Annotated in this window: 25 protein-coding genes; 10 read left to right on the forward strand and 15 right to left on the reverse strand. The window is 69.3% G+C overall.

Features of this window, described 5'->3' with window-relative positions:
• Positions 1–122: 122 nt before the first annotated feature.
• The 3 genes from INR38_RS04710 to INR38_RS04720 all read left to right on the forward strand — a co-directional run bounded on the left by INR38_RS04710 (position 123) and on the right by INR38_RS04720 (position 2,051).
• Positions 123–1,298, forward strand: coding sequence for an ABC transporter substrate-binding protein (locus INR38_RS04710; RefSeq protein WP_013800139.1), 1,176 nt, complete (start codon positions 123–125; stop codon positions 1,296–1,298).
• Positions 1,299–1,427: 129 nt separating this feature from the next.
• A complete protein-coding gene (locus tag INR38_RS04715) occupies positions 1,428–1,709 on the forward strand; it encodes a type II toxin-antitoxin system RelE/ParE family toxin (RefSeq protein ID WP_013800140.1) in 282 nt (93 codons plus the stop codon).
• Between the two features lie 42 nt (positions 1,710–1,751).
• Positions 1,752–2,051 (forward strand): HigA family addiction module antitoxin, encoded by a 300-nt coding sequence (locus INR38_RS04720; RefSeq protein ID WP_013800141.1) that lies wholly within the window; start codon positions 1,752–1,754, stop codon positions 2,049–2,051.
• Positions 2,052–2,143: 92 nt separating this feature from the next.
• On the opposite strand, the gene INR38_RS04725 is transcribed toward INR38_RS04720, so the two are convergent.
• The 4 genes from INR38_RS04725 to INR38_RS04740 all read right to left on the reverse strand — a co-directional run bounded on the left by INR38_RS04725 (position 2,144) and on the right by INR38_RS04740 (position 5,871).
• Positions 2,144–2,917, reverse strand: coding sequence for an SDR family oxidoreductase (locus tag INR38_RS04725; RefSeq protein WP_012202205.1), 774 nt, complete (start codon positions 2,915–2,917; stop codon positions 2,144–2,146).
• Positions 2,918–3,050: 133 nt separating this feature from the next.
• On the reverse strand, positions 3,051–3,857 hold the full coding sequence (locus INR38_RS04730) for an IclR family transcriptional regulator (protein ID WP_012202206.1): 807 nt from the start codon (positions 3,855–3,857) through the stop codon (positions 3,051–3,053).
• Between the two features lie 44 nt (positions 3,858–3,901).
• Positions 3,902–4,675, reverse strand: a complete 774-nt coding sequence (locus INR38_RS04735; RefSeq protein ID WP_012202207.1) for a ferredoxin--NADP reductase — start codon at positions 4,673–4,675, stop codon at positions 3,902–3,904.
• A gap of 260 nt (positions 4,676–4,935) precedes the next feature.
• Positions 4,936–5,871, reverse strand: coding sequence for a LysR family transcriptional regulator (locus tag INR38_RS04740; RefSeq protein ID WP_013800142.1), 936 nt, complete (start codon positions 5,869–5,871; stop codon positions 4,936–4,938).
• A 93-nt stretch (positions 5,872–5,964) separates the two neighbouring features.
• Between INR38_RS04740 and INR38_RS04745 the strand changes: the two genes are divergently transcribed.
• A complete protein-coding gene (locus INR38_RS04745) occupies positions 5,965–6,756 on the forward strand; it encodes an SDR family oxidoreductase (RefSeq protein WP_207442886.1) in 792 nt (263 codons plus the stop codon).
• 17 nt (positions 6,757–6,773) lie between these two features.
• On the opposite strand, the gene INR38_RS04750 is transcribed toward INR38_RS04745, so the two are convergent.
• From INR38_RS04750 to INR38_RS04765, 4 genes are all read right to left on the reverse strand, one after another.
• Complete coding sequence (locus tag INR38_RS04750; protein WP_012202210.1) at positions 6,774–7,055, reverse strand: DUF3325 domain-containing protein; 282 nt, start codon at positions 7,053–7,055, stop codon at positions 6,774–6,776.
• The gene (locus INR38_RS04755; RefSeq protein ID WP_207442885.1) at positions 7,052–8,740 is read right to left on the reverse strand and encodes a PepSY-associated TM helix domain-containing protein; all 1,689 of its coding nucleotides are present in this window, start codon (positions 8,738–8,740) and stop codon (positions 7,052–7,054) included. Before INR38_RS04755 ends, INR38_RS04750 begins: the two co-directional genes overlap by 4 nt.
• On the reverse strand, positions 8,737–9,063 hold the full coding sequence (locus INR38_RS04760) for a DUF3649 domain-containing protein (protein ID WP_013800146.1): 327 nt from the start codon (positions 9,061–9,063) through the stop codon (positions 8,737–8,739). The genes INR38_RS04755 and INR38_RS04760 overlap by 4 nt, the downstream gene beginning before the upstream one ends.
• 148 nt (positions 9,064–9,211) lie before the next feature.
• Positions 9,212–10,072: a LysR substrate-binding domain-containing protein gene (locus tag INR38_RS04765; RefSeq protein ID WP_123695036.1), complete on the reverse strand. Its 861-nt coding sequence runs from the start codon at positions 10,070–10,072 to the stop codon at positions 9,212–9,214.
• A 174-nt stretch (positions 10,073–10,246) separates the two neighbouring features.
• Between INR38_RS04765 and INR38_RS04770 the strand changes: the two genes are divergently transcribed.
• The 4 genes from INR38_RS04770 (at position 10,247) to metC (ending at position 14,763) form a co-directional block, all read left to right on the forward strand.
• Entirely contained in the window at positions 10,247–10,783 is a 537-nt protein-coding gene (locus tag INR38_RS04770; RefSeq protein ID WP_052155368.1) for a cysteine dioxygenase family protein, read from the forward strand.
• 131 nt (positions 10,784–10,914) lie between these two features.
• The gene (locus tag INR38_RS04775) at positions 10,915–12,495 is read left to right on the forward strand and encodes a rhodanese-like domain-containing protein (RefSeq protein ID WP_207442884.1); all 1,581 of its coding nucleotides are present in this window, start codon (positions 10,915–10,917) and stop codon (positions 12,493–12,495) included.
• A 55-nt stretch (positions 12,496–12,550) separates the two neighbouring features.
• Positions 12,551–13,549 (forward strand): tripartite tricarboxylate transporter substrate binding protein, encoded by a 999-nt coding sequence (locus INR38_RS04780; protein WP_097204596.1) that lies wholly within the window; start codon positions 12,551–12,553, stop codon positions 13,547–13,549.
• The gene (metC, locus tag INR38_RS04785) at positions 13,549–14,763 is read left to right on the forward strand and encodes a cystathionine beta-lyase (protein ID WP_207442883.1); all 1,215 of its coding nucleotides are present in this window, start codon (positions 13,549–13,551) and stop codon (positions 14,761–14,763) included. Before INR38_RS04780 ends, metC begins: the two co-directional genes overlap by 1 nt.
• A gap of 4 nt (positions 14,764–14,767) precedes the next feature.
• On the opposite strand, the gene INR38_RS04790 is transcribed toward metC, so the two are convergent.
• Entirely contained in the window at positions 14,768–15,838 is a 1,071-nt protein-coding gene (locus tag INR38_RS04790) for a nitronate monooxygenase (protein ID WP_207442882.1), read from the reverse strand.
• Between the two features lie 34 nt (positions 15,839–15,872).
• Positions 15,873–17,075 carry a YbfB/YjiJ family MFS transporter gene (locus tag INR38_RS04795; RefSeq protein WP_099735009.1) on the reverse strand — a complete coding sequence of 401 codons (1,203 nt, stop codon included), beginning with the start codon at positions 17,073–17,075 and terminating at the stop codon, positions 15,873–15,875.
• Positions 17,076–17,177: 102 nt separating this feature from the next.
• On the opposite strand from INR38_RS04795, the gene INR38_RS04800 reads away from it, so the two are divergent.
• Positions 17,178–18,095 carry a LysR family transcriptional regulator gene (locus tag INR38_RS04800; protein WP_043823192.1) on the forward strand — a complete coding sequence of 306 codons (918 nt, stop codon included), beginning with the start codon at positions 17,178–17,180 and terminating at the stop codon, positions 18,093–18,095.
• Here INR38_RS04800 and INR38_RS04805 read toward each other — a convergent pair.
• From INR38_RS04805 to INR38_RS04820, 4 genes are all read right to left on the reverse strand, one after another.
• On the reverse strand, positions 18,090–19,730 hold the full coding sequence (locus tag INR38_RS04805) for a YifB family Mg chelatase-like AAA ATPase (protein WP_207442881.1): 1,641 nt from the start codon (positions 19,728–19,730) through the stop codon (positions 18,090–18,092). The two genes, INR38_RS04800 and INR38_RS04805, sit on opposite strands and share 6 nt — an antisense overlap.
• A gap of 178 nt (positions 19,731–19,908) precedes the next feature.
• The gene (locus tag INR38_RS04810) at positions 19,909–21,291 is read right to left on the reverse strand and encodes a tripartite tricarboxylate transporter permease (RefSeq protein WP_123695045.1); all 1,383 of its coding nucleotides are present in this window, start codon (positions 21,289–21,291) and stop codon (positions 19,909–19,911) included.
• A gap of 1 nt (position 21,292) precedes the next feature.
• Positions 21,293–21,718 (reverse strand): hypothetical protein, encoded by a 426-nt coding sequence (locus INR38_RS04815; RefSeq protein ID WP_207442880.1) that lies wholly within the window; start codon positions 21,716–21,718, stop codon positions 21,293–21,295.
• 41 nt (positions 21,719–21,759) lie between these two features.
• Entirely contained in the window at positions 21,760–23,049 is a 1,290-nt protein-coding gene (locus tag INR38_RS04820) for a hydroxymethylglutaryl-CoA reductase, degradative (protein ID WP_207442879.1), read from the reverse strand.
• Positions 23,050–23,167: 118 nt separating this feature from the next.
• Between INR38_RS04820 and INR38_RS04825 the strand changes: the two genes are divergently transcribed.
• The gene (locus tag INR38_RS04825; protein ID WP_207442878.1) at positions 23,168–24,574 is read left to right on the forward strand and encodes a PLP-dependent aminotransferase family protein; all 1,407 of its coding nucleotides are present in this window, start codon (positions 23,168–23,170) and stop codon (positions 24,572–24,574) included.
• Here the strand turns inward: INR38_RS04825 and INR38_RS04830 are convergent.
• Positions 24,562–25,581 carry a LysR family transcriptional regulator gene (locus INR38_RS04830; protein ID WP_207442877.1) on the reverse strand — a complete coding sequence of 340 codons (1,020 nt, stop codon included), beginning with the start codon at positions 25,579–25,581 and terminating at the stop codon, positions 24,562–24,564. The two genes, INR38_RS04825 and INR38_RS04830, sit on opposite strands and share 13 nt — an antisense overlap.
• Positions 25,582–25,689: the final 108 nt, after the last annotated feature.

A 25,689-nucleotide genomic window follows, 5' to 3' on the forward strand; every position in this document is an offset into this window, starting at 1 on the left:
GAGGGAGGGGGACGACGCCCTCGCTGCGGGGCGGCCCTTGCTCGGCGTCCCTGGTCTGGGCTGCGCCGGATTTATGCGTTGCGTCAGCAGCGATTCGTTCTTCACTATCCAAGGAGACAGACATGACAGCATTCGCACCATTGACCCGCCGCAGGGTGGGCACGCTGGCCCTGGCCTGCGCCGCCGTGGCCGCCGCCGGCCCTGCATTGGCGCAGGAGGTGGTCAAGATCGGCTACTCGGGCCCGCTGTCGGGCGGCGCTGCCCAGTACGGCAAGAACGTGCTCGACGGCATGCAGATGGCCGTCTCCGAGATCAATGCCGCAGCGCCCGAGATCGGGGGCAAGAAGGTCAAGATCGAGATCGTGCCGCTGGACGACAAGTACAACCCGTCCGAGACCGCGATCAACGCCCAGCGCCTGGTGCAGCAGCACAAGACGGCGGCCATCCTGGTGCCGCATTCGGGCGGCATCTTCGCGCTGCAGACCACCAACGAGCGCAGCAACTTCATCGTGCTGGCCTACAGCTCGGTGCCGCAGATCACCAACCGGGGCAACAAGCTGACCCTGCGCATCCCGCCCGAGTTCACCTCGTACATCGACCCGTTCTCCAAGTACGTGATGGGCCGCTTCGGCAAGAAGGTGGCCCTGGTGGGCGCCGACCACGACTACGCCAAGGCCTGGGTCGCCGCCTTCAAGCCCGGCTGGGAAAAGCTGGGCGGCACCGTGGTGGCCGAGAACGCCATGAGCTACAACCGCGCCACCGACTTCTACAGCGGCGTGAGCAAGGCCCTGGCCGAGAAGCCCGACGTGCTCTTCGTGGGCGGTGCCTCCGAGCCCACGGCCCTGGTCGTCAAGCAGGCGCGCGAGCTGGGCTTCAAGGGCGGCTTCGTGGTCATGGACCAGGCCAAGCTCGACGAAATGGCCCGCGTGGTCGGCGGCTATGCGCCGCTGGAAGGCGCCATCGGCGTCATGCCCGTCTCCGAGGACACCAAGCCCGAGAACAAGGCCTTCGTCGAACGCTTCGGCAAGGTCTACCCGGGCCGCATCCCGGGCTCGGAGGCGCAGTGGAACTACACGGCCGTGCACGCCACCGTCAAGGCCATGCAGCTGGCCGGCTCGGCCTCGGACACCAAGGCCATCCACGCCAAGCTCGACGAGGCCTACAAATCCCTGCGCCCCGACGTGAACCCCGGCGGCGTCAAGGGCGTGGATGAGCGCGGCGGCACGTTGACCACGGAGCGCGGCGCCGCTGTGCGCGACGGCAAGATTGAGGCGGTGATGACGGTGGCGAACAAGTAGAGCGCCGCTCAGTTTTTCGACCGAAAGCGCCTGGTGCCAGCTTGATCTGGCCCAGGCGCTTTCTTGTGGACTCAGTGGCCCGGTACTTACGTTTGACGTTACTGACGCAACGCGTTATTATTTGCTTCCATGACGATCCAGTCATTCAAGTGCCCCGACACCGAGCAACTGTTCCAGCAGAGGCGGGTTCGTCGGTGGAGCAGCATTGAAGTGGTTGCGCTGCGCAAGCTTCGGATGCTGCATGCCGCTCATGTGCTTCAGGACTTGAGGGTCCCGCCCGGAAACCGGCTGGAGGCGCTGCACGGAGATCGCAAGGGGCAGCACAGCATCCGCATCAATGATCAGTGGCGCGTGTGCTTTGTGTGGACCCATGAAGGCCCGAGTGAGCTGGAGATCGTCGATTACCACTGAAGCGAAAGCGTTGATCCTGGATCTGGCGCAGGAGTGCTGACCATGAACAAACCTTTGAACCTCCCCACGCCAGGCGAAATCCTGGCCACTGAATTCCTGGAGCCCATGGGCCTGACGCAATACCGCCTGGCCCAGGCCATCCATGTCCCGCAGACACGCATCGCGGCCATCGTCAAGAACGGCCGCTCCATCACCGCGGATACGGCGCTGCGCCTTGCGCGCTTCTTCGGCACGTCCGTGGAGTTCTGGATGAATCTGCAAAGCCAGTACGACGCTGATATCGCGCGCGAGGCCATAGGCGACGATCTGGAGTCCATCGAGCCCTTTGCCCTGCAGGCTTGAAGAAGACATGCTGAGCCGCTGCGCAGCGGCTCAAGTAAGAAAGGCCCCTGCACCGCGGTACAGGGGCCTTTCTCATTGCAGGGCTGCGTTGTTTACAACAAGCTCGCTCCACCATCCAGCACCAACGCCTGCCCCGTCATGTGCCGAGACGCATCGGACGCCAGGTAGACCACGGCGCCCTTGAGGTCCTCCTCGCCGCCGATGCGTCGCAGCGGGGCGCGGGCGATGAGCTGGTCGCCGAGCTTGTCGATGAGGCCGTTGGCCAGCTTGCTGGGGAAGAAGCCCGGGCAGATGGAGTTGACGCGGATGCCGTAGTGGCCCCATTCCGAGGCCAGGGTGCGTGCCAGGTGAACGGCGGCCGCCTTGGAGGTGTTGTAGGCCACGGTGTTCATGCCGGGCGGCGTGCCCTTGAAGGCCGCGACCGAGGCCGTGATGATCACGTTGCCCTGGCCCTTGGGGATCATCACGCGCCTGGCCACTTCGCGGGTGAGGAAGAAGGGCGCGGAGACGTTGAGGTTCATGACCTTGTTCCAGGCCTCGTCCGGGTATTCCTCGGCCTTGGCGCCCCAGGTGGCGCCGGCGTTGTTGACGAGGATGTCGATGTCGCCGCAGCGCGTCAGCACGTCGTCGACCAGGGCGGGGATGGTGTCGAACTTCTGCAGGTCGTTGGTGAAGGTCTCGACCTGGTAGCCCAGGCCTTGCAGGTGGGCCTTGGCCTCGGCCAGTTCGTCGGACTTGCGCGCCGTGATGGCGAGGCGGGCGCCCATCTCGCCCAGCGCCTCGGCCATCTGCAGGCCCAGGCCGCGCGAGCCTCCGGTGATGAGGGCGGTCTTGCCGGTGAGGTTGAACAGTGCTTTCACGCTCATGCTGGGTGTCTCCTGCCTTGGTTTCCTGATGGTTGAGCAACGCCCTCCATGCTAGGGCGCCAGTGCGGCGCGCGCTGTCGTCTTGGCTACTGTGCGGGCGCCTGCGGGACAGCCGGCCAGGCCCGGTCTGCGGTCAGGCGCGGTCTATGTCCTGCTGCAGCCGCCGCACCATGCGCTGCAGCGCAGGCACGCCGTCCTGGCGCAGCGCATCGGCCGTGACGAAGCGCGAGGGCCCGCCCAGGCTGACGGCCATCAGCGGCAGGCCACGCCCCGGCGAGAAGGCCAGGGCGATGGCGTTGACCTCGGGCTGCCAGTCGCCGAACGAGCAGGACAGCCAGGGTTGCGGATGGGTGCTGGCGCCGGGCCACAGCGGCAGTTGGGCCTGGGCGGCGGCCCATTGCTCGGGGGCGTGCGATTGCAGGTAGTCCAGCGCGCGCTGGCGCTCGGATGCGGGGCTGGCGGCCAGCCAGGCGCGGCCCACGGCCGTGGTGGCCAGGGGGATGCGCGAGCCCATGTCCAGGTCGCGGTGCGTGAAGCGCGCGCTGGGGCAGTGCTCGATGTAGACCATGTTGTGCCGGTCGCGTGCGGCCAGGGCCACCTCGGCATCGGTAGTGGCGGCCAGCTTTTGCATCAGCGGGCGCGCGATCTGGCGCACGTCCAGGCGCGAGAGCATGGCGCTGCCCAGGGCCAGCGTGGCTGTGCCCAGGCGGTATTTGCCCTCTTCGGGCACGTGGATGAGGTAGCCCAGCGTGGTCAGCGTGTGCGTGAGGCGCGAGACCGTGGACCTGGGCAGTCCGCAGCGCCTGGCGATGTCCTGGTTGCCCAGCAGCTTTTCGCCGGAGCGAAAGCAGGACAGGACATCAAGGCCGCGCGCCAGGGCGACGATGAAGTTGCGGTCATCGTCGCCGGGCTGGGGCGGCGGGGTGCGGGAGGGCGGCATGCGCCGATTATCGGCAGCCGCCCCGCCACGGGGTGTCGTGGGCTTTACTTCTCGACGAAGGCGCGCTCGACCACGAAGTCGCCGGGCGTGGTGGTGTTGCCTTCCTTGAAGCCGCGGTGCTCCAGCAGCTCCTTGAGTTCGTTCAGCATGGCGGGGCTGCCGCACAGCATGACGCGGTCGGTCTCGGGATTGAGCTCGGGCAGGCCGATGTTCTGCGGGAAGGTGCCTGCCGTGATCTGGTTGGAGATGCGGCCCTGGTTGCGGAAGGGCTCGCGCGTCACGGTGGGGTAATAGACCAGCTTGTCCTTGACGATTTCGCCGAGGAATTCATGCTCGGGCAGTTCCTTCTCGAACAGCTCCTGGTAGGCCAGCTCGCTGGCGTGGCGCACGCCGTGCACGACGACGACCTTCTCGTAGCGCTCGTAGGTCTCGGGGTCGCGGGCCACGGCCAGCCAGGGGGCCAGGCCCGTGCCGGTGCCGATCAGGTACAGGTTCTTGCCGGGCAGCAGGTAGTCGATCAGCAGCGTGCCCGTGGGCTTCTTGCCGACGAGGATGGTGTCGCCGACCTGGATGTTCTGCAGGCGCGAGGTCAGCGGACCGTCGGGCACCTTGATCGACAGGAACTCGAGGTGCTCCTCGTAGTTGGGGCTGGCGATGGAGTAGGCACGCAGCAGGTTCTTGCCGTCGACCTTCAGCCCGATCATCGTGAAATGGCCGTTGGAAAAGCGCAGCGCGGTGTCACGGGTGGTGGTGAAGGAGAAAAGGCGGTCGGTCCAGTGGTGGACGGACAGCACGCGTTCTTCAAGAAAAGCACTCATGTTGGCAATACGGTGAATTCGGGGCAGGCAGTGCCCGCCGGGACGTTGCAATGAGAGGTCAGTGCCATTCAGGCACGCGGTGGCGGGAAGCACAGGGGGCAGGCGCGGTGTGCGCGTTGCCGCTGCTTCGTGGCGGCCGGTGACCGGGGCAAGGTCGCTATTGTCCGGTAAATGGCGTCAAAAGGGGCAGGCGCGAACCTTTGTCTTGATACGGATTAGTGATAAGCAAAATGACGCTGGCTGAATCGCTGCAGCGCTCGCTAGGGCTTTTCGGCCGGGCCAGCGCCAAGCGTCCAGGGCAGGACCGCTTCGGCCAGCCAATCCATGAGCACGCGCACGCGGCGCGGCAGTTGGCGGCGCTGGGCGTAGATCAGGTGCAGCGGCATGGGCGGCGGCGGGTGGCGGGGCAGCACCTCGACCAGTTCCCCTGCGTCCAGCAGCGGCTGCACGGCCAGGCGCGGAACCTGGATCAGCCCCAGGCCGGCCTGGCAGGCCGCGAGATAGGCCTCGGCATTGTTCACGGTGAGCGCGCCCGTCATCGGCAGGTACCGGGGCTGGCCATCCTCCTCGTACTCGAAGCCCAGCGGCCGCGCGCCCAGCGTGCGCTGGTAGTGCACCAGCCGGTGACCGCCCAGATCCTGCAGTGTGGCGGGCAGCCCGTGGGCCTGGACATAGCCGGGGCTGGCGCAGGTGGCCAGCGCCACCAGGCCCAGCGGGCGTGCCACCAGGCCGGGCTCGTCCACGGGGCCCAGGCGCAGCACGCAATCAAAGCCTTCGCGCACCAGGTCCACGCGGCGCTCGGTGCAGCTCAGCTCCAGCTCCAGCGCCGGATGGCTTTGCAGCAGTTGCGGCAGCAAGGGCATGACGACGTGGCGCGCAAGGCCCGTGGTCATGTCCAGCCGGACCTTGCCCTGCAGCGGCGCGTCGCCGGCCTGCTGGAACTGGCCCTGGAACTCGTCCACGTCGGCCAGCAGGTCCTGGCAGCGTTCGTAGCAGGCCTGGCCGTCCTGGGTGAGCTGCACGCGCCGCGTGGTCCGGTGCAGCAGCCGCGTGCCCAGCCGCGCCTCCAGCTGCTGCACGGCCTGGGAGACGCTGGCCTTGGGCAAACCCATGCTGTCGGCCGCACGCGTGAAGCTGGCCATCTCGGCCACGCGGCTGAAGATCTGCATCTGCTCCAGAAGCTTGATTGTTTGCATGGGGTGAACAAATAAATCAGAAACAGCCAATTTATCCAAAAATCGACCTTCAATACAGTCGCTGTCATTGCAAACCACCTAACGAGGTCCGCCATGACAGCTTCTCCTTCGACCGCTTCTTCCCCTGCCGCCCGCCGCATCGTCCTCGTCACGGGCGGCAGCCGCGGCCTGGGCCGCAATACGGCCGAGCACCTGGCGCGCCAGGGCTTTGACGTGGTGCTGACCTACCGTGAGCGTGCCGACGCGGCCCAGGCCGCCGTGGCCGCCATCGAGGCGCTGGGCGGGCGGGCCGCCGCCCTGCAGCTGGACGTGGCGCGCAGCGCGGGCTTTGCGGACTTTGCGGCCCGCGTGCGCCAGGCGCTGGCCGATACCTGGCAGGCCGACCGCCTTGATGCGCTGGTGCACAACGCCGGCATCGGCATCAACGCGCCATTCGCCACCACCACCGAGGCGCAGTTCGATGAATTGGTCGCCATCCACCTGAAGGCGCCGTTCTTCCTGAGCCAGCACCTGCTGCCCCTGCTGCGCGATGGCGGCAGCATCATCCATCTGTCCAGCGGGCTCACGCGCTTCACCCAGCCGGGCTATGCGGCCTATGCATCCATGAAGGGCGGGGTGGAGGTGCTGACGCGCTACCTGGCGCGCGAGCTGGGCGCGCGCGGCATTCGCGTCAACACGGTGGCGCCGGGGGCGATTGCCACGGATTTTGGCGGTGGCCGTGTGCGCGACGATGCGCAGATGGGCGCCGCCCTGGCCAGCCAAACGGCACTGGGCCGTGTGGGCCAGCCCGACGACATCGGCCCCGTGATGGCCGCCCTGCTGCAGCCCGGCATGGGCTGGGTGCAGGGCCAGCGCATTGAGGCCTCGGGCGGCATGTTTCTCTGAAGGCGCCGGGAGGGCCGTCAGCGCAGCCGCTCGCGCGCCACCATGGACAGCAGCACGATGGCCGCTGCGGCGGCGATGTGGCCGAACCAGGCCACCAGCCCCAGCGACCAGGGCTCCACCTGCAGCGCCGCCCACAGCGACAGCGCCAGCAGCACCCAGCCGGCCGCGCGCAGGCGCCGGGTGCGGGCGGGTGGCAGTTCCTTGCCGAACAGGTCGCTCTGGTGGCGGTCCATGGCCAGGGCCAGGCAGGCGAAGGCGCCCAGGGCCAGGAGCTGACAGAACAGATGGGCCATGCTCATGCGCTGGTCTCCGCTGCGGCGGCTGCTGCCGTGGCGGCTGCCGTAGGCGCGGGCCGGGCGGCGCGCACCGGTTTGGCCTTGGGCTGGTGGCGCTGGGTGCGCAGGGCCAGATGGGCATGCAGTGCGGCCAGGGCCAGCAGCATGAGGTCCATGCCAGCAAACACCCAGTCGCCCGCGCGCAGGCTGGCCAAGAGGCCGCGATCCGTGGTCAGCGCGTTGACCACGGGCAGCAGGGCCAGGGCGGCGGCGCCGGCCCACAGCAACTCGATCCAGGCCCGCTTGGCGGGCCGGCCCATCGCCCAGAACAGGGTGGCGCCCCAGGCGATGAACATGGCGTGCACCTCCCACTCGGCGCGCTGCGCCATCTCCACCGGCAGCAGGCGATTGGCCCAGAGCATGCCGGCCATGCCGATGGACAGGCCGGCGATGGTGGCGATGTTCAGCCGTTCCACGAGCCGGAAGCCGAAATGCGGCCTGTCCGGGTCGGGCAGCTTGCTGCGCCGCTTCACGTTCCACAGCACCAGTCCCGTTCCCACCATGGCCGTGCCCGCAAGGCTGACGATGAAGTACAGCCAGCGCGTGGGCAGGTCGCCGAAGCGGCCCATGTGCAGCGCATAGAGCACGCCGCGCGTCTCGGCGGCGGCGCCCACGCTGTCCTGTGCCTGCAGCAGCTGGCCGCTGACGCCGTCGAACATCATGAACTGCGGGCTGATGGAGACGCGGCCGTTCTCGCCGCGGATGGCGGTCACGCGCGCATTGGCATCGCCGGGCAGGTTGACGTTCAGGCGTTCCACCTGGCCCGCGCCCCAACGCTGCTCGGCCTGGCGAACCATGTCGGCCAGCGGTGCCAGGGCCGCGGCCTGGCCCGAGGGCTTGCCGGCCGGAACAAAGGCACTGAGCTGCTGGCCGGCCACCACGCGCTGCTCGGGCGTCATGGTGGTGGCCAGATTGGCCCAGGGCATGTACATCAGGGCCAGGGTCACCAGGCCGGTGTACGTGATCATCAGGTGAAAGGGCAGGCCCAGCACGGACAGCGCGTTGTGTGCGTCCAGCCAGGAGCGCTGGCCCTTGCCCCAGCGGAAGGTGAAGAAGTCGGCAAAGATCTTCTTGTGCGTGATCACCCCGCTGACGATGGCCACCAGCATGAACATCGCGCACAGTCCCGCCAGATAGCGGCCCCAGAGCACGGGCATGTAGTGGAACTGGAAGTGGAAGCGGTAGAAGAACTCGCCGCCGCGCGTCTCGCGCACCGGGCCTTCGAGGCGCGTGCCGGTGGCCGGGTCGAAGCGGCCGTTCTCGAAGCGGCGCCTGGCGCCCTTTTCGGTCTGCGGCGGGCTCCAGAACACCGTGGCCACCGTGCTGCGCGCATCGGGCAGGTTGATCAGCCATTGCGGGCTTTGCGGCGCCACATGCGCCATGGCGTCGCCGATCCGCTGGGCCACCAGCGCGGGCTCGCTCGCCTGGCTCTGGTGCGGCTGCTCGGGCTGCATCCACTGCGTGATCTCGTTCCTGAAATAGCTCACCGTGCCCGTGAGGAACATGGCGTAGAGGAACCAGCCCAGCAGCAGGCCGACCCAGGTGTGCAGGTCGGACATGGTCTGTCGGATGCCGGGCGCCTTGGCGGCTTTCCCGGGCTTGGCGGGCTTGCCGGCCGTGTTCGTGGTGTCCGTGGCGTTCGTGTTCATGCGCCCAGCCCCTTGCCCCAGGTCCACCACGCGGCAGGCGCCAGTACCAGGGCGGCGACCAGCAGGCCGGCCCAGGCGCGCGTGGCGCTGCGCACGGCAAACACCCAGATCACCGCGCCCGCATAGACGGCAAAACTCAGCAAGGTGCCCGAGATCGCCGCCTGCGTGCGGTCTGCGGGCAGGGCCAGCACGGCCACGCTGGCCAGCGCCGCCACGGCGTAGCCGCCAAACAGCGCGGCGAGGATGCGGGAAATCAGCGGCCCGTAGTCACGGAACCAGTCACGGAACCAGTCATGGGTGCGGGCAAGAGTGGGAGATGGCATGGCACGGGGGGCCTGGAAAGGCTCGAAAAACGCCGGCTGGAGGGGGCGGCGGTGGCGCGGATGTTATTTGAGAATAAGTCCCATTACAAGCGGTGCAGTCAAGTGCGCCGCCACATCCAGCGCTGCCGCGCGCCAAGCGCCCCGGCGCTCAGCCCGCCGGCTGCCGCATGCGGGCCTGCAGGTTCTCGAAGATCTGGCGTGTCACGGGGCTGATCACATGGCTGCGGATGTACAGGCGGTAGACCAGGTCCGGCAGCGGCGGCATGCCGTCGCCCGCGCCCAGCACGCGCAGGCCCGGGTCGAGCTGCTCCACGCCGCGTGCCGTCACGCCCAGGCCGGCGCGCAGCGCCGCGCGTATGCCCACCAGGCTGGTGCAGGTGTGGCGCGGCGTCCAGGCGATGCCGGCCGCATCCAGCGCATCGCAGCCCAGGCGGCGGAAGATGCTGGGCCCGTCGGCCATGACCAGGGGCACGGGCTTGCCCGGGTCATGGGCATAGCCCGCGCCGCACAGCCACACCGTGGGTGTGGAGCGCAGGGCAAAGCCCTCGAAGCCTTCGTCCTCCCGGTTGGAGATGGCCAGGTCCAGCTCGCCCTGCTTGAGCGACTCCATCAGGAACGGGCTGCGCCCCACATGGATGTCGATCTGCATGCCCGGAAAGTTCAGCGCAATCTCCTGCAGCACGGGCGGCAGCATGTTGTCGGCCGCGTCGTGGGGTGCGCCAATGCGCACCAGGCCCTGCACCTGGCGGTGCTGCAGGTTGCGCAGCGCCTCGTCGTGGATGGCCAGCATGTGGCGCGCATAGCCCAGCAGGCGCTGGCCATGATCGGTGAGGCGTTTTTGCCGGCCCTGCTTCTCGAACAGCGCGTGGCCGATCTTCTCCTCCAGCCGCTGCATCTGCTGGGTGATGGCCGATTGCGTGCGCCCCATCTGCACGGCGGCGGCGGCAAAGCTGTCGTGGCTGGCAATGGCGGCCAGGGTGCGCAGCAGGTCCAGGTCAAGCGTCTCCATACTTCAATTTTATTGAAGTATTTATTGGGCATGCGTGGATTGTTGCGGGCGGGGCGCCTCACTACAGTGGGCTTCAACGACGACAAGGAGCCCCCTTTGAACACCACCACCAACACCACCACCAACACCATCACCGAACAGCGCAGCGCCGCCGTGACAGCGGCCATCGACAGCATGAAGCAGGCCATTGGCGAGGACGCGGCCACGCGCGCCAGCCTGGACGCCGTGCTCCAGCAACTGCTGGGCCTCGCCGCGCGCCGAGACTTCTGGCAACAGGCCGACTACGCCGCACCCGAGCAGGGCGAGCATCAGGCGCGCTACCTGATTGCCGAGGACGCCGACCAGAGCTATGCGCTGTACCTCAACGTCATGCGCCCGGGCAAGCGCATCGTGCCGCACAACCACACGACCTGGGCCTGCATTGCCGCCGTGGAAGGCACGGAGCACAACCGCGTCTACGAGCGCACCGACGACGGCTCCGTCCCCGGCAAGGGCACGCTGCGCGAGACGGAACTCGTGGTGGTCGCACCAGGCCAGGGCATCGCCCTCATGCCCGAGGACATCCACTCCGTGGAGATCCAGGGCGAGCAGGTCATTCGCCACCTGCACATGTACGGCCGCGCGCTGGAGACGCTCAACGAGCGCACCAGCTACGACCTGGCCACCGGCACCTGCCAGACCATGGCCATCGGCGTGCAGACGCGCCGCTGAGCCCCGGCCTTCCGGCCGCTACCTCCCGCTTCCTGCCTTTTCACTGTCCATGCCGCAGCGCGCCCCACGGGGCGTGCGTGGCAGGGCTTTGCCCGAAATTCCTTGCCGATCTTTTTCCCGGACCGCATGCAATGACCGCATCCATTGACGCCCACACCCTCAAATCCTGGCTGCACGACGGCCAGGAGATCGCGCTGCTCGACGTGCGCGAGCACGGCCAGTACGGCGAGTCGCACCTGTTCTACGCCACGCCCCTGCCCTACAGCCGGCTGGAGCTGGATGTGCCCCGCCTGGTGCCGCGCAGGCAGGTGCGCGTCGTCACCTACGACGGTGGCGAGGGCGATGCCAGCGCGGGCGTGGCCGAGCGTGCCGCGCGCCGCCTCGAAGCCCTGGGCTATACCCAGGTCGCCGTGCTCGAAGGCGGTGCCAAGGCCTGGAGCGCTGCGGGCTACACGCTGTTCGCTGGCGTGAACCTGCCTTCCAAGACCTTTGGCGAACTGGCCGAACACGCCTATGGCACGCCGCGCATCACGGCACAGCAGCTGGCGGCGCGCCAGGCGGCGGGCCTGCCCCTGGTGGTGCTGGACGGCCGGCCCGTCTCCGAGTTCCACAAGATGAACATCCCCGGCGCCATCTGCTGCCCCAATGGCGAGCTGGCGCTGCGCGTGAGCCGCCTGGTGCCCGATGCGGCCACGCCCATCGTGGTCAATTGCGCGGGCCGCACGCGCTCCATCATCGGCGCGCAGACCTTGATCAACCTGGGCATTCCCAACCCCGTCTACGCGCTGGAGAACGGTACCCAGGGCTGGTACCTGGCCGACCTGCCGCTGGAGCACGGCGGAACGCACCGCTATGGCGACGACTCGGCCAGCAGCGCGCTGCAAGCACAGGCCCGCGCCCTGGCCGAACGCTTCGATGTGCCCGAGGTCGATGCCGACACCGTGCGCGCCTGGAGCCAGGATGTTGCGCGCACGCTGTTCCTGTGCGATGTGCGCACGCCCGAGGAATTCAAGGCCGGCTCGCTGCCCGGCGCCCAGCACACGCCCGGCGGCCAGCTCATGCAGGCCGGCGACCAGTACGTGGGCGTGCGCGGTGCGCGCCTGGTGCTGTTCGACAGCGATGGCGTGCGCGCCCCCGTGGTGGCCAGCTGGCTGCGCCAGCTCGGCCATGACGCCTGCGTGCTGCGGGGCGGCCTGCAAAGCGGCCTGGACCTCGCACCGGCCCAGCCGCCCCAGGTCCCCGCACTGGCAGGCATCACGGCGCAGGCCCTGCACGAGCGCATGCACCAGGGCGAGGTGGCCGTGGTCGATCTGCGCGCGGGCATGAAGTACCGCGCAGGCCACATCGCCGGGGCCCGCTGGTCCATCCGCCCGTGCCTTGCCAGCGATCTGGCCGGCGAGACACGCCAGATCGTGCTGGTGGCCGACGAGCCCGGCATGGCGCAATGGGCCGCACTGGAGCTGCAGGGCGCCGCGCCGCTGCTGCTCGAAGGCGGCCTGGCCGCATGGCAGCAGGCCGGCCTGCCCGTCGAGGCCACGCCCGACAGCCCCACAGACGCCGAGTGCATCGACTACCTGTTCTTCGTGCACGACCGCCACGACGGCAACAAGGAAGCGGCACGCCGCTACCTGGCCTGGGAGACGGGCCTGGTGCCCCAACTGGACGCCCAGGAACTGGCCGCCTTCCGCCTGCCGGAGCCGGCAATGTCCTGATCCACGCAAAGAGCATCCGAACAGCCCAACACCACATAACGACAGGAGACAAGACATGTTCGCAACCCTCAACCTGGCCAGGATGCTGGCCGCCAGCCTCGCGGCCCTGGCCATGCTCTCGCAGGCCACGGCCGAGCCGCTGGCTGCGCGCAACGGCTATCCGGCCCAGCCGATCCGCTTCATCTCGCCCTTCCCGCCGGGTGGCGGCAACGACGCCAGCACACGCTGGGTCACCACGCGCCTGACCGAGGCCACGGGCCAGCCCTCCGTGGTGGAAAACCGGGGCGGTGCGGGCGGCAACATCGGCGCCAAGGCCGTGGCCGAGGCCAAGCCCGATGGCTACACCGTGCTCACGGGGCAGGTCTCGCTGATGGCTGTGAACCCCGCGCTCTATAGCGCGCCGGGCTTCGATCCGCTCAAGAACTTCGTGCCCATCACGCAGATCAACGCGGCGCCGCTGGCCATCGTGGTCGCCTCGGCCTCGCCCCTCAAGAGCTTTGCCGACCTGGTGGCGCGCAGCAAGGGCGAGCCGGGCCGCGTCACCTATGCCACGCCCGGCAACGGCACGCTGTCGCACCTGGTGGGCGTGGTGCTGTCCAAGGAAAACGGCGTGCCCATGACCCATGTGCCCTACAAGGGCGCGGGGCCGGCCATCAACGATCTGCTGGGCCAGCAGGTCGACGTGCTGATCACCTCCACCTCGTCCGTGGCCGGCATGATCCAGGCGGGCCAGGTGCGCGCGCTGGCCGTCACCAGCCCGCGCCGCATCGGCGTGTTCGGCAAGGTGCCCACGCTGGAGGAACTGGGCCTGCGCAATGCGCGCTTCGAGGACTGGTACGGCTTCTTCGCACCCGCCGGCACGCCGCCCGAGCGCGTGGCCTATCTGCACGACGCCATCGTGCGCACCCTGCAACTGCCGGAAGTGACCAAGCTCGTCGTCGATGGCGGCAGCGAAGTCGTGGCCAATACGCCCGAGGCCTTTGCCGCCCAGCTGCGCCAGGACATGGAGCGCTGGTCGCGCGTGGTCAAGCTCTCGGGCGCGAAGATCGACTGATGGCTGCCGAACACGCCCCCGTGCCTGGCGCCCCCGCGCTGGACCTGCAGACCCGGCTGCTGCATGCGGGCAAGCGCCCGGCCTATGCGGGCGGCACGGCCGTCAACCCGCCCCTGGTGCGCGCCAGCACCGTGCTGTTCGAGAGCACGGCACAGCAGCGCGAGATGCGCGAGCGCCGCGCCGGCGAGCGCATCTTCAGCTACGGCGCGCGCGGCACGCCCACCGGCTTTGCGCTGGAAGACGCCGTCAGCGAGCTGGAAGGCGCCCACCGCACGCGGCTGCTGCCCACGGGCCTGGCGGCCATCGGCATGGCCCTGCTCAGCTACCTGCGCCCCGGCGACCATGTGCTGCTGACCGACAGCGCCTACCAGCCCGTGCGCCACCTGGCCGGGCAATGGCTGCGGCCCTACGGCATCGAGTACGACTTCTTCGCGGCCGATGGCAGCGACGCCCAGGCGCGCATGCGCCCCAACACCCGCATGGTCTATGCCGAATGCCCGGGATCGCTGGTCTACGAGATGTGCGACCTGCCCGCGCTGGCGGCCATGGCCCATGCGCGCGGCGCCCTGGTCGTGGCCGACAACACCTGGGGGTCGGGCTGCCAGTACCGGCCGCTGGCGCTGGGGGCCGATGTCTCGGTGATGGCAGCCACCAAGTACCTGTCGGGCCACTCCGACGTGATGATGGGCACCGTGGCCACCACCGAGGCCGCCTGGGAGCCGCTGGCCGCGCGCTGCGATGCCTTCGGCATGGCGGTCAGCCCCGACGATGCCTGGCTGGTACTGCGCGGCATGCGCTCGCTGGCCGCACGGCTGCAGATGCATGAGGCGCATGCGCTGGAGGTGGCGCACTGGCTGCAGCAGCACCCGGCCGTGGCCACCGTGTTCTGTCCCGCGCTGCCCACGCATCCCGGCCATGCGCTGTGGCTGCGCGACTGCCAGGGCACGAACGGCCTGGTGTCGCTGGAGTTGCAGCCCGGCACCGCCGAGGCCGCCGTGGACCGCTTCATCGACGGCCTGCGGCTCTTCGGCATCGGCGCCTCCTGGGGCGGCTACGAAAGCCTGGCGACGGCCGCGCACATGGCGCAGGCGCGCAGCGTCACCGACTGGAGTGCGCGCGGGCCCGTGGTGCGCCTGCACATCGGCCTGGAGTCGCCGCGCGACCTCATCGCCGATCTGGAGCAGGGGCTGGCGGCGCTTCAGCGGCCTGCCTGAGCGATCAGGCCTTCTGAGCGCTCGCCAGCTCGCCGGCCAGCGTCTGCATCAGCGCGGCGGCCGGCATCTCGCGCGCCAGCGGCGCGCCCTGGCCGGCCCAGTGGGCTGCGTAGTCGGAGCTGCCCTGGGCCGAGGCCGCCTGGTGCAGCGCCTTGCCCGCGTCGTAGACGCGCGGGTAGTCGGGCAGGGGCTGGCCATGGCTGGCGCCCAGCGCATGCAGCCGGTTGACCATGCCGCGCGCCGGCCGGCCCGAGATGGCGGCGGTGATGCCTGTGTGGTGGGCGCGTTCGCTGCGCAGCTCGGCACGGTAGGCCGGGCTGGCGGACGATTCAGGGCAGAGGATGAAGGCCGTGCCCAGCTGCGCCGCACAGGCGCCCAGGCCCAGCGCGGCCGCAATGCCCTCGCCGTCCATGATGCCGCCGGCCGCGATCACCGGCAGGGCCGTGTTGCGCGCCAGCACTCGCACCAGGGCGAAGGTGCCCATCATGCGGTCCTGCGCGGGATCGAACGTGCCGCGGTGCCCCCCGGCCTCCACGCCCTGGGCCACGATGGCATCGACACCGGCCTGTTCCACCTGGCGCGCCTCGTCCAGCGACGTGGCGCTGGCCAGGGTCACGACGCCGGCCGCGCGCAGCGCGTCGATGAAGCCCTGCTCAGGCAGCCCGAAATGAAAGCTCACCACGGCAGGCCGCTCCTGCAGCAGCATGGCCTGCAGCGCCGCGTTGCCGACGGCGGTGGCGTAGATCTCGTTGAGAGTGGCGGGCGGCGTGGCGCCGAAGCGCGCGAACTCGGGCGCCAGATGGGCCAGCCAGGCGGCCTCGCGCTGCGCATCGGCCCGGGCCGGCCGGTGGCAGAACAGGTTGACGTTGAAGGCGCCCGATGTCAGCGCGCGCGTCTGCACGATCTGCTGGCGCGCCTGCTCCGTTCCGCTGGCGCCAATGCCCAGCGAGCCCAGGCCGCCCGCATCGGTGACGGCCGCCGCCAGCGCGGGCGTGGACGTGCCGGCCATGGGGGCCTGGATGATGGGATGGCGCATGCCCAGTCGGGCCATCCACGCGGTCTTTGCGGTGCTCATACGACTCCTTGTTTCCTGTCTCGAATCCGCGCACTCATGCGGCGGCCTGTCGGCGCGCGCTGGCACGGCTGGCGGCGATCATGAGCGTGCCCAGCAGCAGCGACACGCTGCCGATGACGAACAGGCGCTGGTACGAGCCCAGGCCCGCATAGCTCCAGGCCATGAAATATCCCGACACGGCCTGCATCAGCGCAAAGGCCGCCGTGGCATAGCCCCACATGCGCTTGTGCTGCACGGGGCCGATCAGCTGCATCAGGTAGCCCGAGGTGATGGCCGCCATGCCCGGCGACAAGGCGCCCACCAGAAAGGACGAGGTCGCATGCCCCGCAAATCCCACCCAGAACAGCGGCATGGCAATGGCCAGGGTCTTGACCGCATAGGCGCCCGTGGTCGTACCCCACCAGCCAAAGCGCGTGGCGCACAGCGAGGCCACCAGCGGCCCGGCAATGGCGCCCAGGCCGAACACGGCCCACTGCGTGGAGGCATAGGCATCGCCCAACTGCAGCTCGCGCGCCAGGTAGTCCACCCAGAACACCGTGTGCGGCACAAAGCCGAAGGCGTCCGTCATATAGGCCAGCATCACCAGCACCACGGGCAGCGTCCACAGGGGCGCGGCGGGCACGGGCCGGGCATGGGGCGTGATGGCAATGGGCGCAGGCACCGGCAGCCGCCGCACATGGCGCCAGCCCAGCCAGCCGGCCCAGGCGCAGACCGCCGCCAGCGCCCACCAGACGGCGCCCAGGCTCTGGCGCGCCAGCAGCGGTATCAGCGTGGCCGACAGCAGGGCGCCGGCTCCTATGCCGCAGAACATCAGCGGCCCCAGGGCCGCACGCCGCAGCAGGGGCGTGGCCGCCAGGGCCACCGAGGGGCCCAGCACCATCAGGATGGCGCCGCCAATGCCCGAGATGCAGCGCCAGGCAAAGAACCAGGGCATGGGCAGCGGCCAGGCGCAGGCCGCAAAGCTCAGCGCCAGTGCCACCCAGCACCACAGCAGCACGCGCAGCGCGCCCAGGCGTTCGGCCAGCGGCGCGGCGGCCAGCGCACCGATCAGATAGCCCAGCAGGTTGGCCGCACCCAGGTAGGCCACCTGCTCGCCGCTGAACCAGCCGGCATGCACCATCTGCGGCATCAGCGCCGTGTAGGCAAAGCGCGCCAGGCCGACGCCGCTGAGCGTGGCCATGAAGCCGGTCAGCAGCAGGGAAGTTTCGTTGCGTTGGATCACGGGAGTGGGCGCCATGCGGGGAGGATGGGCATACATTAGGCGCTGCCGTCCATCATGTCCAATGATTCAAAATGATGGCGTCGATCTCGATTGAAGATGGATGTCACTGGAGCCGCGATGCAACTGAAGTCCCTGCGCATGTTCCTGGCCGTCTGCGACAGCGGCAGCTTTGGCGCCGCCGCGCAGCAACTGCACACCGTGCAGTCCAACGTGACGGCCCATGTGAAAAAGCTCGAGGACGAGGCCGGCGTGCAACTGCTGGAGCGCAGCGCACCCGTGCACGCCACGCCTGCCGGCCGCCTGCTGGAGCAATACGCGCGGCGCATGCTGGCCGACCATGACGAGGCGCTGGCCCTGCTGCAGGGCAGCGCCCGGGCCGCAGGCGCGCTGCGCATAGGCTCCATGGAAACCACGGCCGCGCTGCGCCTGCCGCCGCTGCTGGCTCGCCTGCACCAGGCCCAGCCCGGCCTGGACCTGGAGCTGCGCACGGCCACCACGGCCGAGCTGCTGGCCGATCTGCTTGCCGGGCGGCTGGACTGCGCCTTCGTCTCGGGCATGCCGCCCCAGTCCCGCCTGCAGGGCTGGCGCGTCTTCGAGGAGGAGCTGGTGCTGGTCACGGCTTTCGCGCTGCCGCGCTTTCCCGATGCCGCCCAGCTCAGCGCCGTGCCCTTCCTGGCCTTCCGCCAGGGCTGCAGCTACCGCCAGCGCATCGAACTGCTGCTGGCCGCGCGCGGCGTGGCGGCACGCATCATGGAAATGGGATCGCTGGACGCCATCCTCGGCTGCGTGGCCGCGGGCATGGGCTACGGCCTGCTGCCGCGCAGCGTGGTCCAGGCCCAGCAGCACCGCTTCGGCGTGCACATCACGGCCCTGCCCGGCGCACTCGCCCAGGAAGTCGCCCGCGTGGAAACCTGGTTCGTCGTGCCCGCGCGCCAGGGCTGGTCGCCTGCGCTGCATGCTTGCGTGGAGGTGTTGGGGATCGACCAGGAGGTTGCGGCTGTCGATGCGCAAGGCCTGGTGCCTGCCGGCTCATGAAGGCAACCGCAACACCCTTCGATACTGCATGGCCTCGGCCACATGCCCCGTCTCCACTGCCGCGTTACCGGCCAAGTCGGCAATGGTGCGCGCCACCTTGAGCGCGCGGTGGGTGCTGCGGGCCGACCAGCCCAGGCGTGCGGCGGCCTTGTGGGCGAAGGTCAGGGCCTCGGGCGAGAGGCCCAGGTGGTCGTCCAGGGCCTGGCCCTGGAGCTGGTGGTTGGCGCTGCCCTGGCGCTGCACGGCCAGCGCGCGGGCCTGGACCACGCGCTCGCGCACGGCCTCGCTGGTTTCGCCCGAGCGCGCGGCCAGCAGCTCCTGCGGGGGCAGGGCGCCGACTTCCACATGCAGGTCGATGCGATCCAGCAGCGGGCCGCTGATGCGCGCCTGGTAGCGCGCCACCTTGTCGGGCGTGCAGCGGCAGCGCTGCACCGTCGACCCCCAATGGCCGCATGGGCAGGGGTTCATGGCCGCGACCAGCTGAAAGCGCGCGGGGAATTCGCAGCGCTGGGCGGCTCTGGCGATGGTGATCTGGCCGGTCTCCAGCGGCTCGCGCAGCGCCTCCAGCGCACTGCGTGCGAACTCGGGAAATTCATCGAGGAAGAGCACGCCGTGGTGGGACTGTGAAATCTCGCCAGGACGCGGTGGCGAGCCTCCTCCGACCAGGGCCACGGCACTGGCCGTGTGATGCGGGCTGGCCGTGGGGCGCTGGCGCCAGCGCTCCGGCGTGAAGCGGCCGGCCAGGCTGGCGATGGCGGCGGCCTCCAGCGCCTCGTCATCGCTCATGGGCGGCAGCAGGTCGGCAAAGCGCTGGGCCAGCATGGACTTGCCCGAGCCCGGCGGCCCCACCAGCAGCAGGCCATGGCCTCCGGCCGCCGCAATTTCCAGCGCTCGCCGCGCCTGGGCCTGGCCGCGCACCTCGGCCAGATCCAGGCTGCTGCGCACTGGGGCAGCGGGCTGAGGCTGCACCGCATGCCAGCCCGGGCCGGGGCATGTCTGGGTGTCGCCTGCTGCCGGCAAGGGGTCGGTTTCGTCGGTCTCGCCGGTGTCCTCGCTTTCGTCGCTGCAGCAGGCACTGTCCGTGTCCTGCTCCGCCTGCACCAGGGCATTGGCCGAGCGAGTGATGAAGCGGCGCACCACGTCCAGCAGGTGGTGCGCGCAGAACACCTGGGCCGATGGCACGAAGGCCGCCTCCTGCGCGCTGCCCGGCGGCAGCACCAGGCGGGCGCCGTCCTGCTGGCGGTGCAGGGCCAGGGCCGTGGCCAGCGCGCCGCGCACGGGCCGCAGGGCGCCCGACAGCGACAGCTCGCCCGCGAATTCGTAGTCGGCCAGCGCATCGCCATTGATCTGGCCGCTGGCCGCGAGAATGCCCAGCGCAATGGGCAGGTCGAAGCGCCCCGAATCCTTGGGCAGGTCGGCGGGCGCCAGGTTGACGATGATGCGTTTGTTGCTCGGGAACTCCAGCCCGGAGTTTAGCAGTGCCGAGCGCACACGTTCACGCGCTTCCTTGACCTCGACATCGGCCAGACCCACCAGCGTGAACGACGGCAGGCCGTTGGCCAGATGCACTTCCACGGTGACACGCGGGGCGGCCAGCCCCAGCAGCGCACGACTTTGAACCAGGGCCAGACCCATGGGCACCTCGCAGAAACGACAGACACAAAGACAGACACAAAGCCAGACACAAAGAAAGAGGCCGCCAGCGGTGCGGCGGCCTCGGTGACCCAGTATGGCAACGGCCTTGGACCTTGTGGGCGGCGGGTGCGGCGCTGCCCCCAAATCTCAGAATGTTCTGACCCTTGCGGCGCAAAAATCAGAACAGCTTCACCAGCGCCGGCACACTCAGCACGGCCGTGTAGTAGCCCATGAACTGCACGCCGGTGTTGAAGCCGAAGCCGCGTGACAGCAGGCCGCCGAGCAGGCCCATGGTCAGGATCACGAGCAGGCCCAGCAACTGGCCTTCCCAGACGCTGATGACGATGATCAGGCCCACGAAGGTGGCGATGATGGCCTCGTGGCTGACCCGGCGCGAGACGAACAGCGCCGCGCTGCGCGCGAAGTTCATGGCGAAGGGGTAGGACACGAGGGCCGCCAGCACCACGGCCAGCATGCCGTAGCCCAGGAACTCCCAGTGGCTGAGCAGGTTGTGCAGGTTGTTCACCTGGCCCGTGGCGGCATCGACGGTGAAGCGCGGCGGCGCGTTGAACAGCGGCGCGGCGGGGCCGGCGGCCACGGGGCTCAGCGGCAGGCCGAAGGCGATCAGCGGGATCAGCGCCTCGGCGATGTAGGTGGCCTCGGTCACGCCGTTGCGCGCGCTCAGCACCGTGGTCAGGCGGTGGTAGGCATGCTTGATGCGCGAGCCCACCAGCTCGCCCAGCACCACGGTCATGGCCACGGGGCTGAAGACGAAGGTGGCGCTGGAGATGGTGGCCGTGGCCAGGGTCCAGCGCGTCTGCACGCGGTCCAGCACCTTGAGCGGGTTGGGGAAGTAGCCCGACCAGCCCTTCACGTCGGGCGCCAGGTTGAACTGGCGCACCTTGTCGCGCAGCATGCGCTGGCGGCCGGCCGGCGAGATCACGGTGAACAGGTCGGCGATCAGCGGCCCGATGGCAATGCCCAGGAAGTAGCTGATGCTGAGCTTGACCTCGTATTTGGCGGTGAGGCTTTGCAGCGCAATGATGACCACCACGAACGGAATCAGCAGCATGACCGAGGCCCAGCGCCCCGCCGAGAAGTAGGCGATGAGGAGGGCCGCCGCCAGGAAGATCCAGGGCGCCGTCTTGGTGATCATGCTGCCGAAGGGCGCCAGCATCACGGCGAACAGCACGGCCAGCGGCACGGCGACAAAGGCCGCGACGATGCCGCCCGAGACCATCTTGCGCAGCGCGATGTGGGGCACGCCCAGCTTGCGCAGCATGTTGGCGTCCTGCAGCAGCGGCGTGGCCAGCGTGTCGCCGGGAATGCCCAACAGCGCCGTGGGCACGGCATGCGTCATGTGCTTGGCCACGGCGCCGGCCAGGAAGAAGGTGAACACGCCGGCGGGCGGCACGCCCAGCAGCACCACCAGCAGGGTGAGCGGGGCCAGCGTGGTGGTCTCGTCCGTGCCGGAGACCAGGCCGATGGCGGCGAACACCACGGCGCCTATCAGTCCCATGGCGGCTGCGACGGCGATGTCATTGGTCAGCAGGGCTTCCATCTCATGCCCTCCCGGCCTTGTCGGCGAACAGCTCGTAGAGCTTGAGCTCCTTGAGTTCCTGCACCACGGCGGGCGGCAGGTCCTGCACCGCGCCCAGGCCTCCGGGCTGGCGCGCCAGTTCCTCCAGCACTTCGCGGCGCCATTCGGGGTCGTTCGAGGTGTCCAGCTCGGTCACTTCCCGCTTGGGCGGAAAGGCACGTGCGCAGATCACGCCGGCGATCACGCAGCCGGCAAGGCCCGCGAGCATGGCGTAGGCGTGGGCCAGCTGGCGCGACTCGACCACCGTGGCCAGCCAGCGGCTGGCCAGGTAGAAGCCCAGCACGCTGATGCCGGTGCCGATGGCAATCGCCCAGGCCAGGTGGCGCAGGTCCACGGTGTCGCCCCAGACCTCGGCCAGCCGCCAGTCGGCGGGATCCTTGCTTGTCATGTGTGTCTCCTTGGGTTTTTGTTTGTGTGGTCGCGCGCTGGTCAGGCCCTGGCGCGCAGCGCGGCCAGCACTTCCAGCGCGCGGTCGGTGCGCACGTCGTGCTCTGCGGCCAGCTGGCGCGCCACGGCATCGACCTCGTCGCCCGTGGCGCCGGCCACCAGGGCGATGTTGCGTGCGTGCAGGGCCATGTGGCCGCGCTGAATGCCTTCGGTGGCCAGGGCGCGCAGGGCGCCCAGGTTCTGCGCCAGGCCCACGGCGGCGGCGATCTCGCCCAGCTGCTGGGCGGACTGCAGGTCCATGATCTTCAGCGCCAGGCGTGCCAGCGGATGGGTCTTGGTGGCGCCGCCGACCAGGCCGACCGGCATGGGCAGCTCGATGCTGCCGACCAGGGCGCCGCCGGCATCCTTTTCCCAGCGCGTGAGCGAGGTGTAGCTGCCGCTGCGGCTGGCATAGGCATGGGCGCCGGCCTCGACCGCGCGCCAGTCGTTGCCCGTGGCCACGATGACGGGGTCGATGCCGTTCATGATTCCCTTGTTGTGCGTGGCCGCGCGGTAGGGGTCGATGGCGGCGAAGGTATAGGCGTCCAGCACGCCTTCGATGATCTCCTCGCCGCTGCGCTCCTGCGTGGCCAGGGTCTGCGGCGTGAGCCGCACGCGGGCGCGGGCCAGCCGCAGGTCGGCCAGGTTGGACAGGATGCGCAGCCGCACGCTGCCGCCCGTGATCTGCTCGACCAGGGGCGCCACCGATTCGGCCATGGTGTTGACGGTGTTGGCGCCCATGGCGTCGCGCACGTCCACGATCAGGTGGACCACCAGCATGGGGCCGCGCGGCGTGTCGGGGAAGACGTGGACCTCGATGTCCTTGCAGCCGCCGCCCAGGCCGATCAGCACCTTGTCGCGGCTGTTGGCGCGCTCGATGATCTGCGCACGCGCCTGCAGCACGGCCAGGCGCGCGCCGTGCGGATCGGTCAAGCCCAGCACCTGGACCTGGGCGCGCATCAGCGGCAGCGTGCTGGAGGTCTGAAAGCCCCCGTCCTCGCGCGCCAGCTTGGCCATGTACGAGGCGGCGGCCACCACCGAGGGCTCCTCCACCGCCATGGGCACCAGCACGTCGCGGCCGTTGACGCGGAAGTTGCCGGCCACGCCCAGCGGCAGCTCGAAGCTGCCGAACACGTTCTCGATCATGCCGTCGGCCAGTGCCAGGGGCAGGGCGCCGGGGGCGGCGAGCAGGGCGCGCTCGGCATCGGACAGGCCGCAGGCATCGGCCAGGAAATCCCGGCGCTGGGCCGGTGTGAGGGCACGGAAATTGGGCAGGCGCGAATCGGCAACCATGGAAGACATCTCCTCGAATCAAAACTCTGGTCGCCGGACTGTAGGAAAACTGTACCGCTTTCAAAAGGTACAGTTTCGGAGAACAGTACCATCGCACTGCAACATGAACGGAGGGCGCATGGCAGACACCAGAGGGCGCTCGGCCCCCATTGCCGAGAAGCTGGCGGACCTGATCGGCCAGCAGATCGCCGACGGCGTGTACCGCCCTGGCGACAAGCTGCCCTCGCTGCGCGAGCTGGCGCAGCTGCACCGCTATGCCAAGAACACCGTGGTCTCGGCCTTCGATCTGCTGGTCTCGCGCGGCATCGTCGAGCCGCGCCGGGGCTCGGGCTTTTACGTGCTGGGCACGGGGCGCGGTGCCCAGCGCACCGATGAGGACGCGGGCCAGCTGGGTCGGGCCATGGACATCGTCTGGCTGATGCGCGAGCAGCTCAAGACCCAGCCCGACTGCGTGGGCGTGGGCGACGGCTTTCCGCCCGTGGAATGGCTGGCCGACATGCGGCTGGACCGCTACCACCAGAAGGTGGTGCGCACGGGGCTGGGATCGCTGTTCCGCTACGGCAGCCGCTACGGCTATGCGCCGCTGCGCGACAGCCTGGTGCGCAAGCTGGGCGACTTCGGCCTGCAGGCCACGCCGGGCCAGCTGGTGCTGACCCATGGCGCCAACGAGGCCATGGACCTGGTCATCCGCTACTTCGTGCCGCCGGGGGCCACCGTGCTCGTGGACGAGCCCGGCTACTACCCGCTGTTCGGCAAGCTCAGGCTGGCCGGCGCCCATGTGGTCGGCGTGCCGCGCCTGGCCGACGGGCCCGACGTGGCCGCGCTCGAATCACTGCTGGCCCAGCACCGGCCGCGCCTGTTCTTCACGCAGTCGCTGGCCCACAATCCCACGGGCTCGGACATCTCGGCCGCCAAGGCCTACAAGGTGCTGCAGCTGGCCGAACGCCACAACCTGCTCATCGTCGAGGACGATCCGCTGGCCGACTTCAAGCCCACCTCGGCCGTGCGCCTGTCCACGCTGGACCAGCTGGAGCGCACCATCTACATCGGCAGCTTCTCCAAGTCCTTCTCGGCCGCGCTGCGCGTAGGTTTCATCGCCTGCAACGACGCGCTGGCCAGCGACCTGGCCGACCTCAAGGCGCTGATCCACGTCAGCGGCTCCGAGTACTGCGAGCGCATGGTGGACGTGATGCTGCGCGAAGGCCACTACGAGCGCCACCTGGTGCGCCTGCGCCACAAGCTGGGCCAGGCCACGACCCAGGCGCTGGGCTGGCTCGATGCCCACGGCTGCGAAGTCTTTGCGCGCAGCCCGCAAAGCCTGTACCTGTGGGTGGCTTTCCCCGGTGTGCAGGACTCGCTGCGGCTGGCCGAGCAACTGGTGCCGCGCAAGCTCAGCATGGCGCCGGGCCGTGTCTTCCACGTCGATCCCTCGGCCGTCTCGCGCTGGTCGCGGTGCAACGTCAGCGCCATGCTGGATCCGAGGTTCCAGGCCGCGATGGGGCAGGTGCTGGCTCAACCCGCCTGAGCCAGCCCCCGGGCCTGCGCGCGCAGCAGCGCGATGAAGCGCTGCTGCTCCTGCGTGGGCGCGTCGTCGGTGCGCGTGAGGATGCCGAAGGGCGCCATGGGCACGTCGATGCAGACCGGAAGCGCCCTGACCAGGCCCATGCGCAGATAGTCCTTGAGCGCGGATTCGGACAGCAGCATCACGGCGTCGGTCAGCTGCACCAGTTGCTGCATGGAGTACACCGAGCTGCATTCGATGATGTCGGCCGGCGCAGGCAGTTCCAGGCGCTGCAGCAGCTGGTCGAGCGCGATGCGCGCGGGGCTGGTGGCCGGCTGCAGTATCCAGGGCCAGTCGCCGACAAGCTCTTGCCAGCCCAGCTTGCGCCGGCGTGTCAGCGGATGGCCGCTGCGCACGACGACCAGCAGCCGCTCGTTGCCCAGTTCCTCGAAGCTGTAGCTGCTGCTGTGGGCCGCAGGGCTGCGCCGCGCAATGGCCATGTCGATGCGCCGCTGGTCCAGCAGGCGCAGCACCTGGTCGCTGGTGTCGCCCATGATGCGCAACCGCAGCTGCGGGCTTTGTGCCTTCATGCGTGCCACGGCAGTCATCACCAAGTCGGGTGCTGCGCCCATGATGGTGCCGATGGACAGGTAGCCGTAGCCGCCCTGGCGGCGCGCGGCCAGGTCCTCGGCGCAGCGGTCCAGGCTGTTGAGCGAAGCCTCGGCAAAGCGCACCAGCTGCGCGCCCAGCGCCGTGGGCCGCATGCCGCGCGGCAGGCGCTCGAACAGCTGGCAGCCGAACATGTCCTCGATCTCGCGCAGCATGCGCGTGGCCGCAGGCTGGGACATGGCCAGGCTCAGCGATGCGCGGTGCAGGTTCAGGCTCGATCCCAGCGCCACCAGCATGTGCAGGTGCTTGTAGCGCAGACGGTTGAGCAGGCTGCGGTGCAGTATGGGCGGAGCGGATTCGGGCGTGTTCGCAGGCATAAGCGCAAGGTATCGGATGTGACCGAAATTCGATTTGTTGAGCATCGATCATGCGCCGTACATTGGCCCTGCGACAAGAAAAACAGACCCAATCCAGGAGACAAGACATGCACAGCCCATCGCCTGTTTCATGACGCGCTGACGCGGCCGGCA

The organism is Delftia sp. SD018 (genome assembly GCF_017355445.1).
GTDB classification, from domain to species: domain Bacteria; phylum Pseudomonadota; class Gammaproteobacteria; order Burkholderiales; family Burkholderiaceae_C; genus Comamonas; species Comamonas acidovorans.

What these genes read in the sequence shown, in the direction of transcription:
- INR38_RS04710 (WP_013800139.1), top strand. Translation starts at nt 123, where the DNA reads ATGACAGCATTCGCACCATTGACCCGCCGCAGGGTGGGCACGCTGGCC.
- INR38_RS04715 (WP_013800140.1), top strand. Translation starts at nt 1,428, where the DNA reads ATGACGATCCAGTCATTCAAGTGCCCCGACACCGAGCAACTGTTCCAG.
- INR38_RS04720 (WP_013800141.1), top strand. Translation starts at nt 1,752, where the DNA reads ATGAACAAACCTTTGAACCTCCCCACGCCAGGCGAAATCCTGGCCACT.
- INR38_RS04725 (WP_012202205.1), bottom strand. Translation starts at nt 2,917, where the DNA reads ATGAGCGTGAAAGCACTGTTCAACCTCACCGGCAAGACCGCCCTCATC.
- INR38_RS04730 (WP_012202206.1), bottom strand. Translation starts at nt 3,857, where the DNA reads ATGCCGCCCTCCCGCACCCCGCCGCCCCAGCCCGGCGACGATGACCGC.
- INR38_RS04735 (WP_012202207.1), bottom strand. Translation starts at nt 4,675, where the DNA reads ATGAGTGCTTTTCTTGAAGAACGCGTGCTGTCCGTCCACCACTGGACC.
- INR38_RS04740 (WP_013800142.1), bottom strand. Translation starts at nt 5,871, where the DNA reads ATGCAAACAATCAAGCTTCTGGAGCAGATGCAGATCTTCAGCCGCGTG.
- INR38_RS04745 (WP_207442886.1), top strand. Translation starts at nt 5,965, where the DNA reads ATGACAGCTTCTCCTTCGACCGCTTCTTCCCCTGCCGCCCGCCGCATC.
- INR38_RS04750 (WP_012202210.1), bottom strand. Translation starts at nt 7,055, where the DNA reads ATGAGCATGGCCCATCTGTTCTGTCAGCTCCTGGCCCTGGGCGCCTTC.
- INR38_RS04755 (WP_207442885.1), bottom strand. Translation starts at nt 8,740, where the DNA reads ATGAACACGAACGCCACGGACACCACGAACACGGCCGGCAAGCCCGCC.
- INR38_RS04760 (WP_013800146.1), bottom strand. Translation starts at nt 9,063, where the DNA reads ATGCCATCTCCCACTCTTGCCCGCACCCATGACTGGTTCCGTGACTGG.
- INR38_RS04765 (WP_123695036.1), bottom strand. Translation starts at nt 10,072, where the DNA reads ATGGAGACGCTTGACCTGGACCTGCTGCGCACCCTGGCCGCCATTGCC.
- INR38_RS04770 (WP_052155368.1), top strand. Translation starts at nt 10,247, where the DNA reads ATGAAGCAGGCCATTGGCGAGGACGCGGCCACGCGCGCCAGCCTGGAC.
- INR38_RS04775 (WP_207442884.1), top strand. Translation starts at nt 10,915, where the DNA reads ATGACCGCATCCATTGACGCCCACACCCTCAAATCCTGGCTGCACGAC.
- INR38_RS04780 (WP_097204596.1), top strand. Translation starts at nt 12,551, where the DNA reads ATGTTCGCAACCCTCAACCTGGCCAGGATGCTGGCCGCCAGCCTCGCG.
- metC (WP_207442883.1), top strand. Translation starts at nt 13,549, where the DNA reads ATGGCTGCCGAACACGCCCCCGTGCCTGGCGCCCCCGCGCTGGACCTG.
- INR38_RS04790 (WP_207442882.1), bottom strand. Translation starts at nt 15,838, where the DNA reads ATGAGCACCGCAAAGACCGCGTGGATGGCCCGACTGGGCATGCGCCAT.
- INR38_RS04795 (WP_099735009.1), bottom strand. Translation starts at nt 17,075, where the DNA reads ATGGCGCCCACTCCCGTGATCCAACGCAACGAAACTTCCCTGCTGCTG.
- INR38_RS04800 (WP_043823192.1), top strand. Translation starts at nt 17,178, where the DNA reads ATGCAACTGAAGTCCCTGCGCATGTTCCTGGCCGTCTGCGACAGCGGC.
- INR38_RS04805 (WP_207442881.1), bottom strand. Translation starts at nt 19,730, where the DNA reads ATGGGTCTGGCCCTGGTTCAAAGTCGTGCGCTGCTGGGGCTGGCCGCC.
- INR38_RS04810 (WP_123695045.1), bottom strand. Translation starts at nt 21,291, where the DNA reads ATGGAAGCCCTGCTGACCAATGACATCGCCGTCGCAGCCGCCATGGGA.
- INR38_RS04815 (WP_207442880.1), bottom strand. Translation starts at nt 21,718, where the DNA reads ATGACAAGCAAGGATCCCGCCGACTGGCGGCTGGCCGAGGTCTGGGGC.
- INR38_RS04820 (WP_207442879.1), bottom strand. Translation starts at nt 23,049, where the DNA reads ATGGTTGCCGATTCGCGCCTGCCCAATTTCCGTGCCCTCACACCGGCC.
- INR38_RS04825 (WP_207442878.1), top strand. Translation starts at nt 23,168, where the DNA reads ATGGCAGACACCAGAGGGCGCTCGGCCCCCATTGCCGAGAAGCTGGCG.
- INR38_RS04830 (WP_207442877.1), bottom strand. Translation starts at nt 25,581, where the DNA reads ATGCTCAACAAATCGAATTTCGGTCACATCCGATACCTTGCGCTTATG.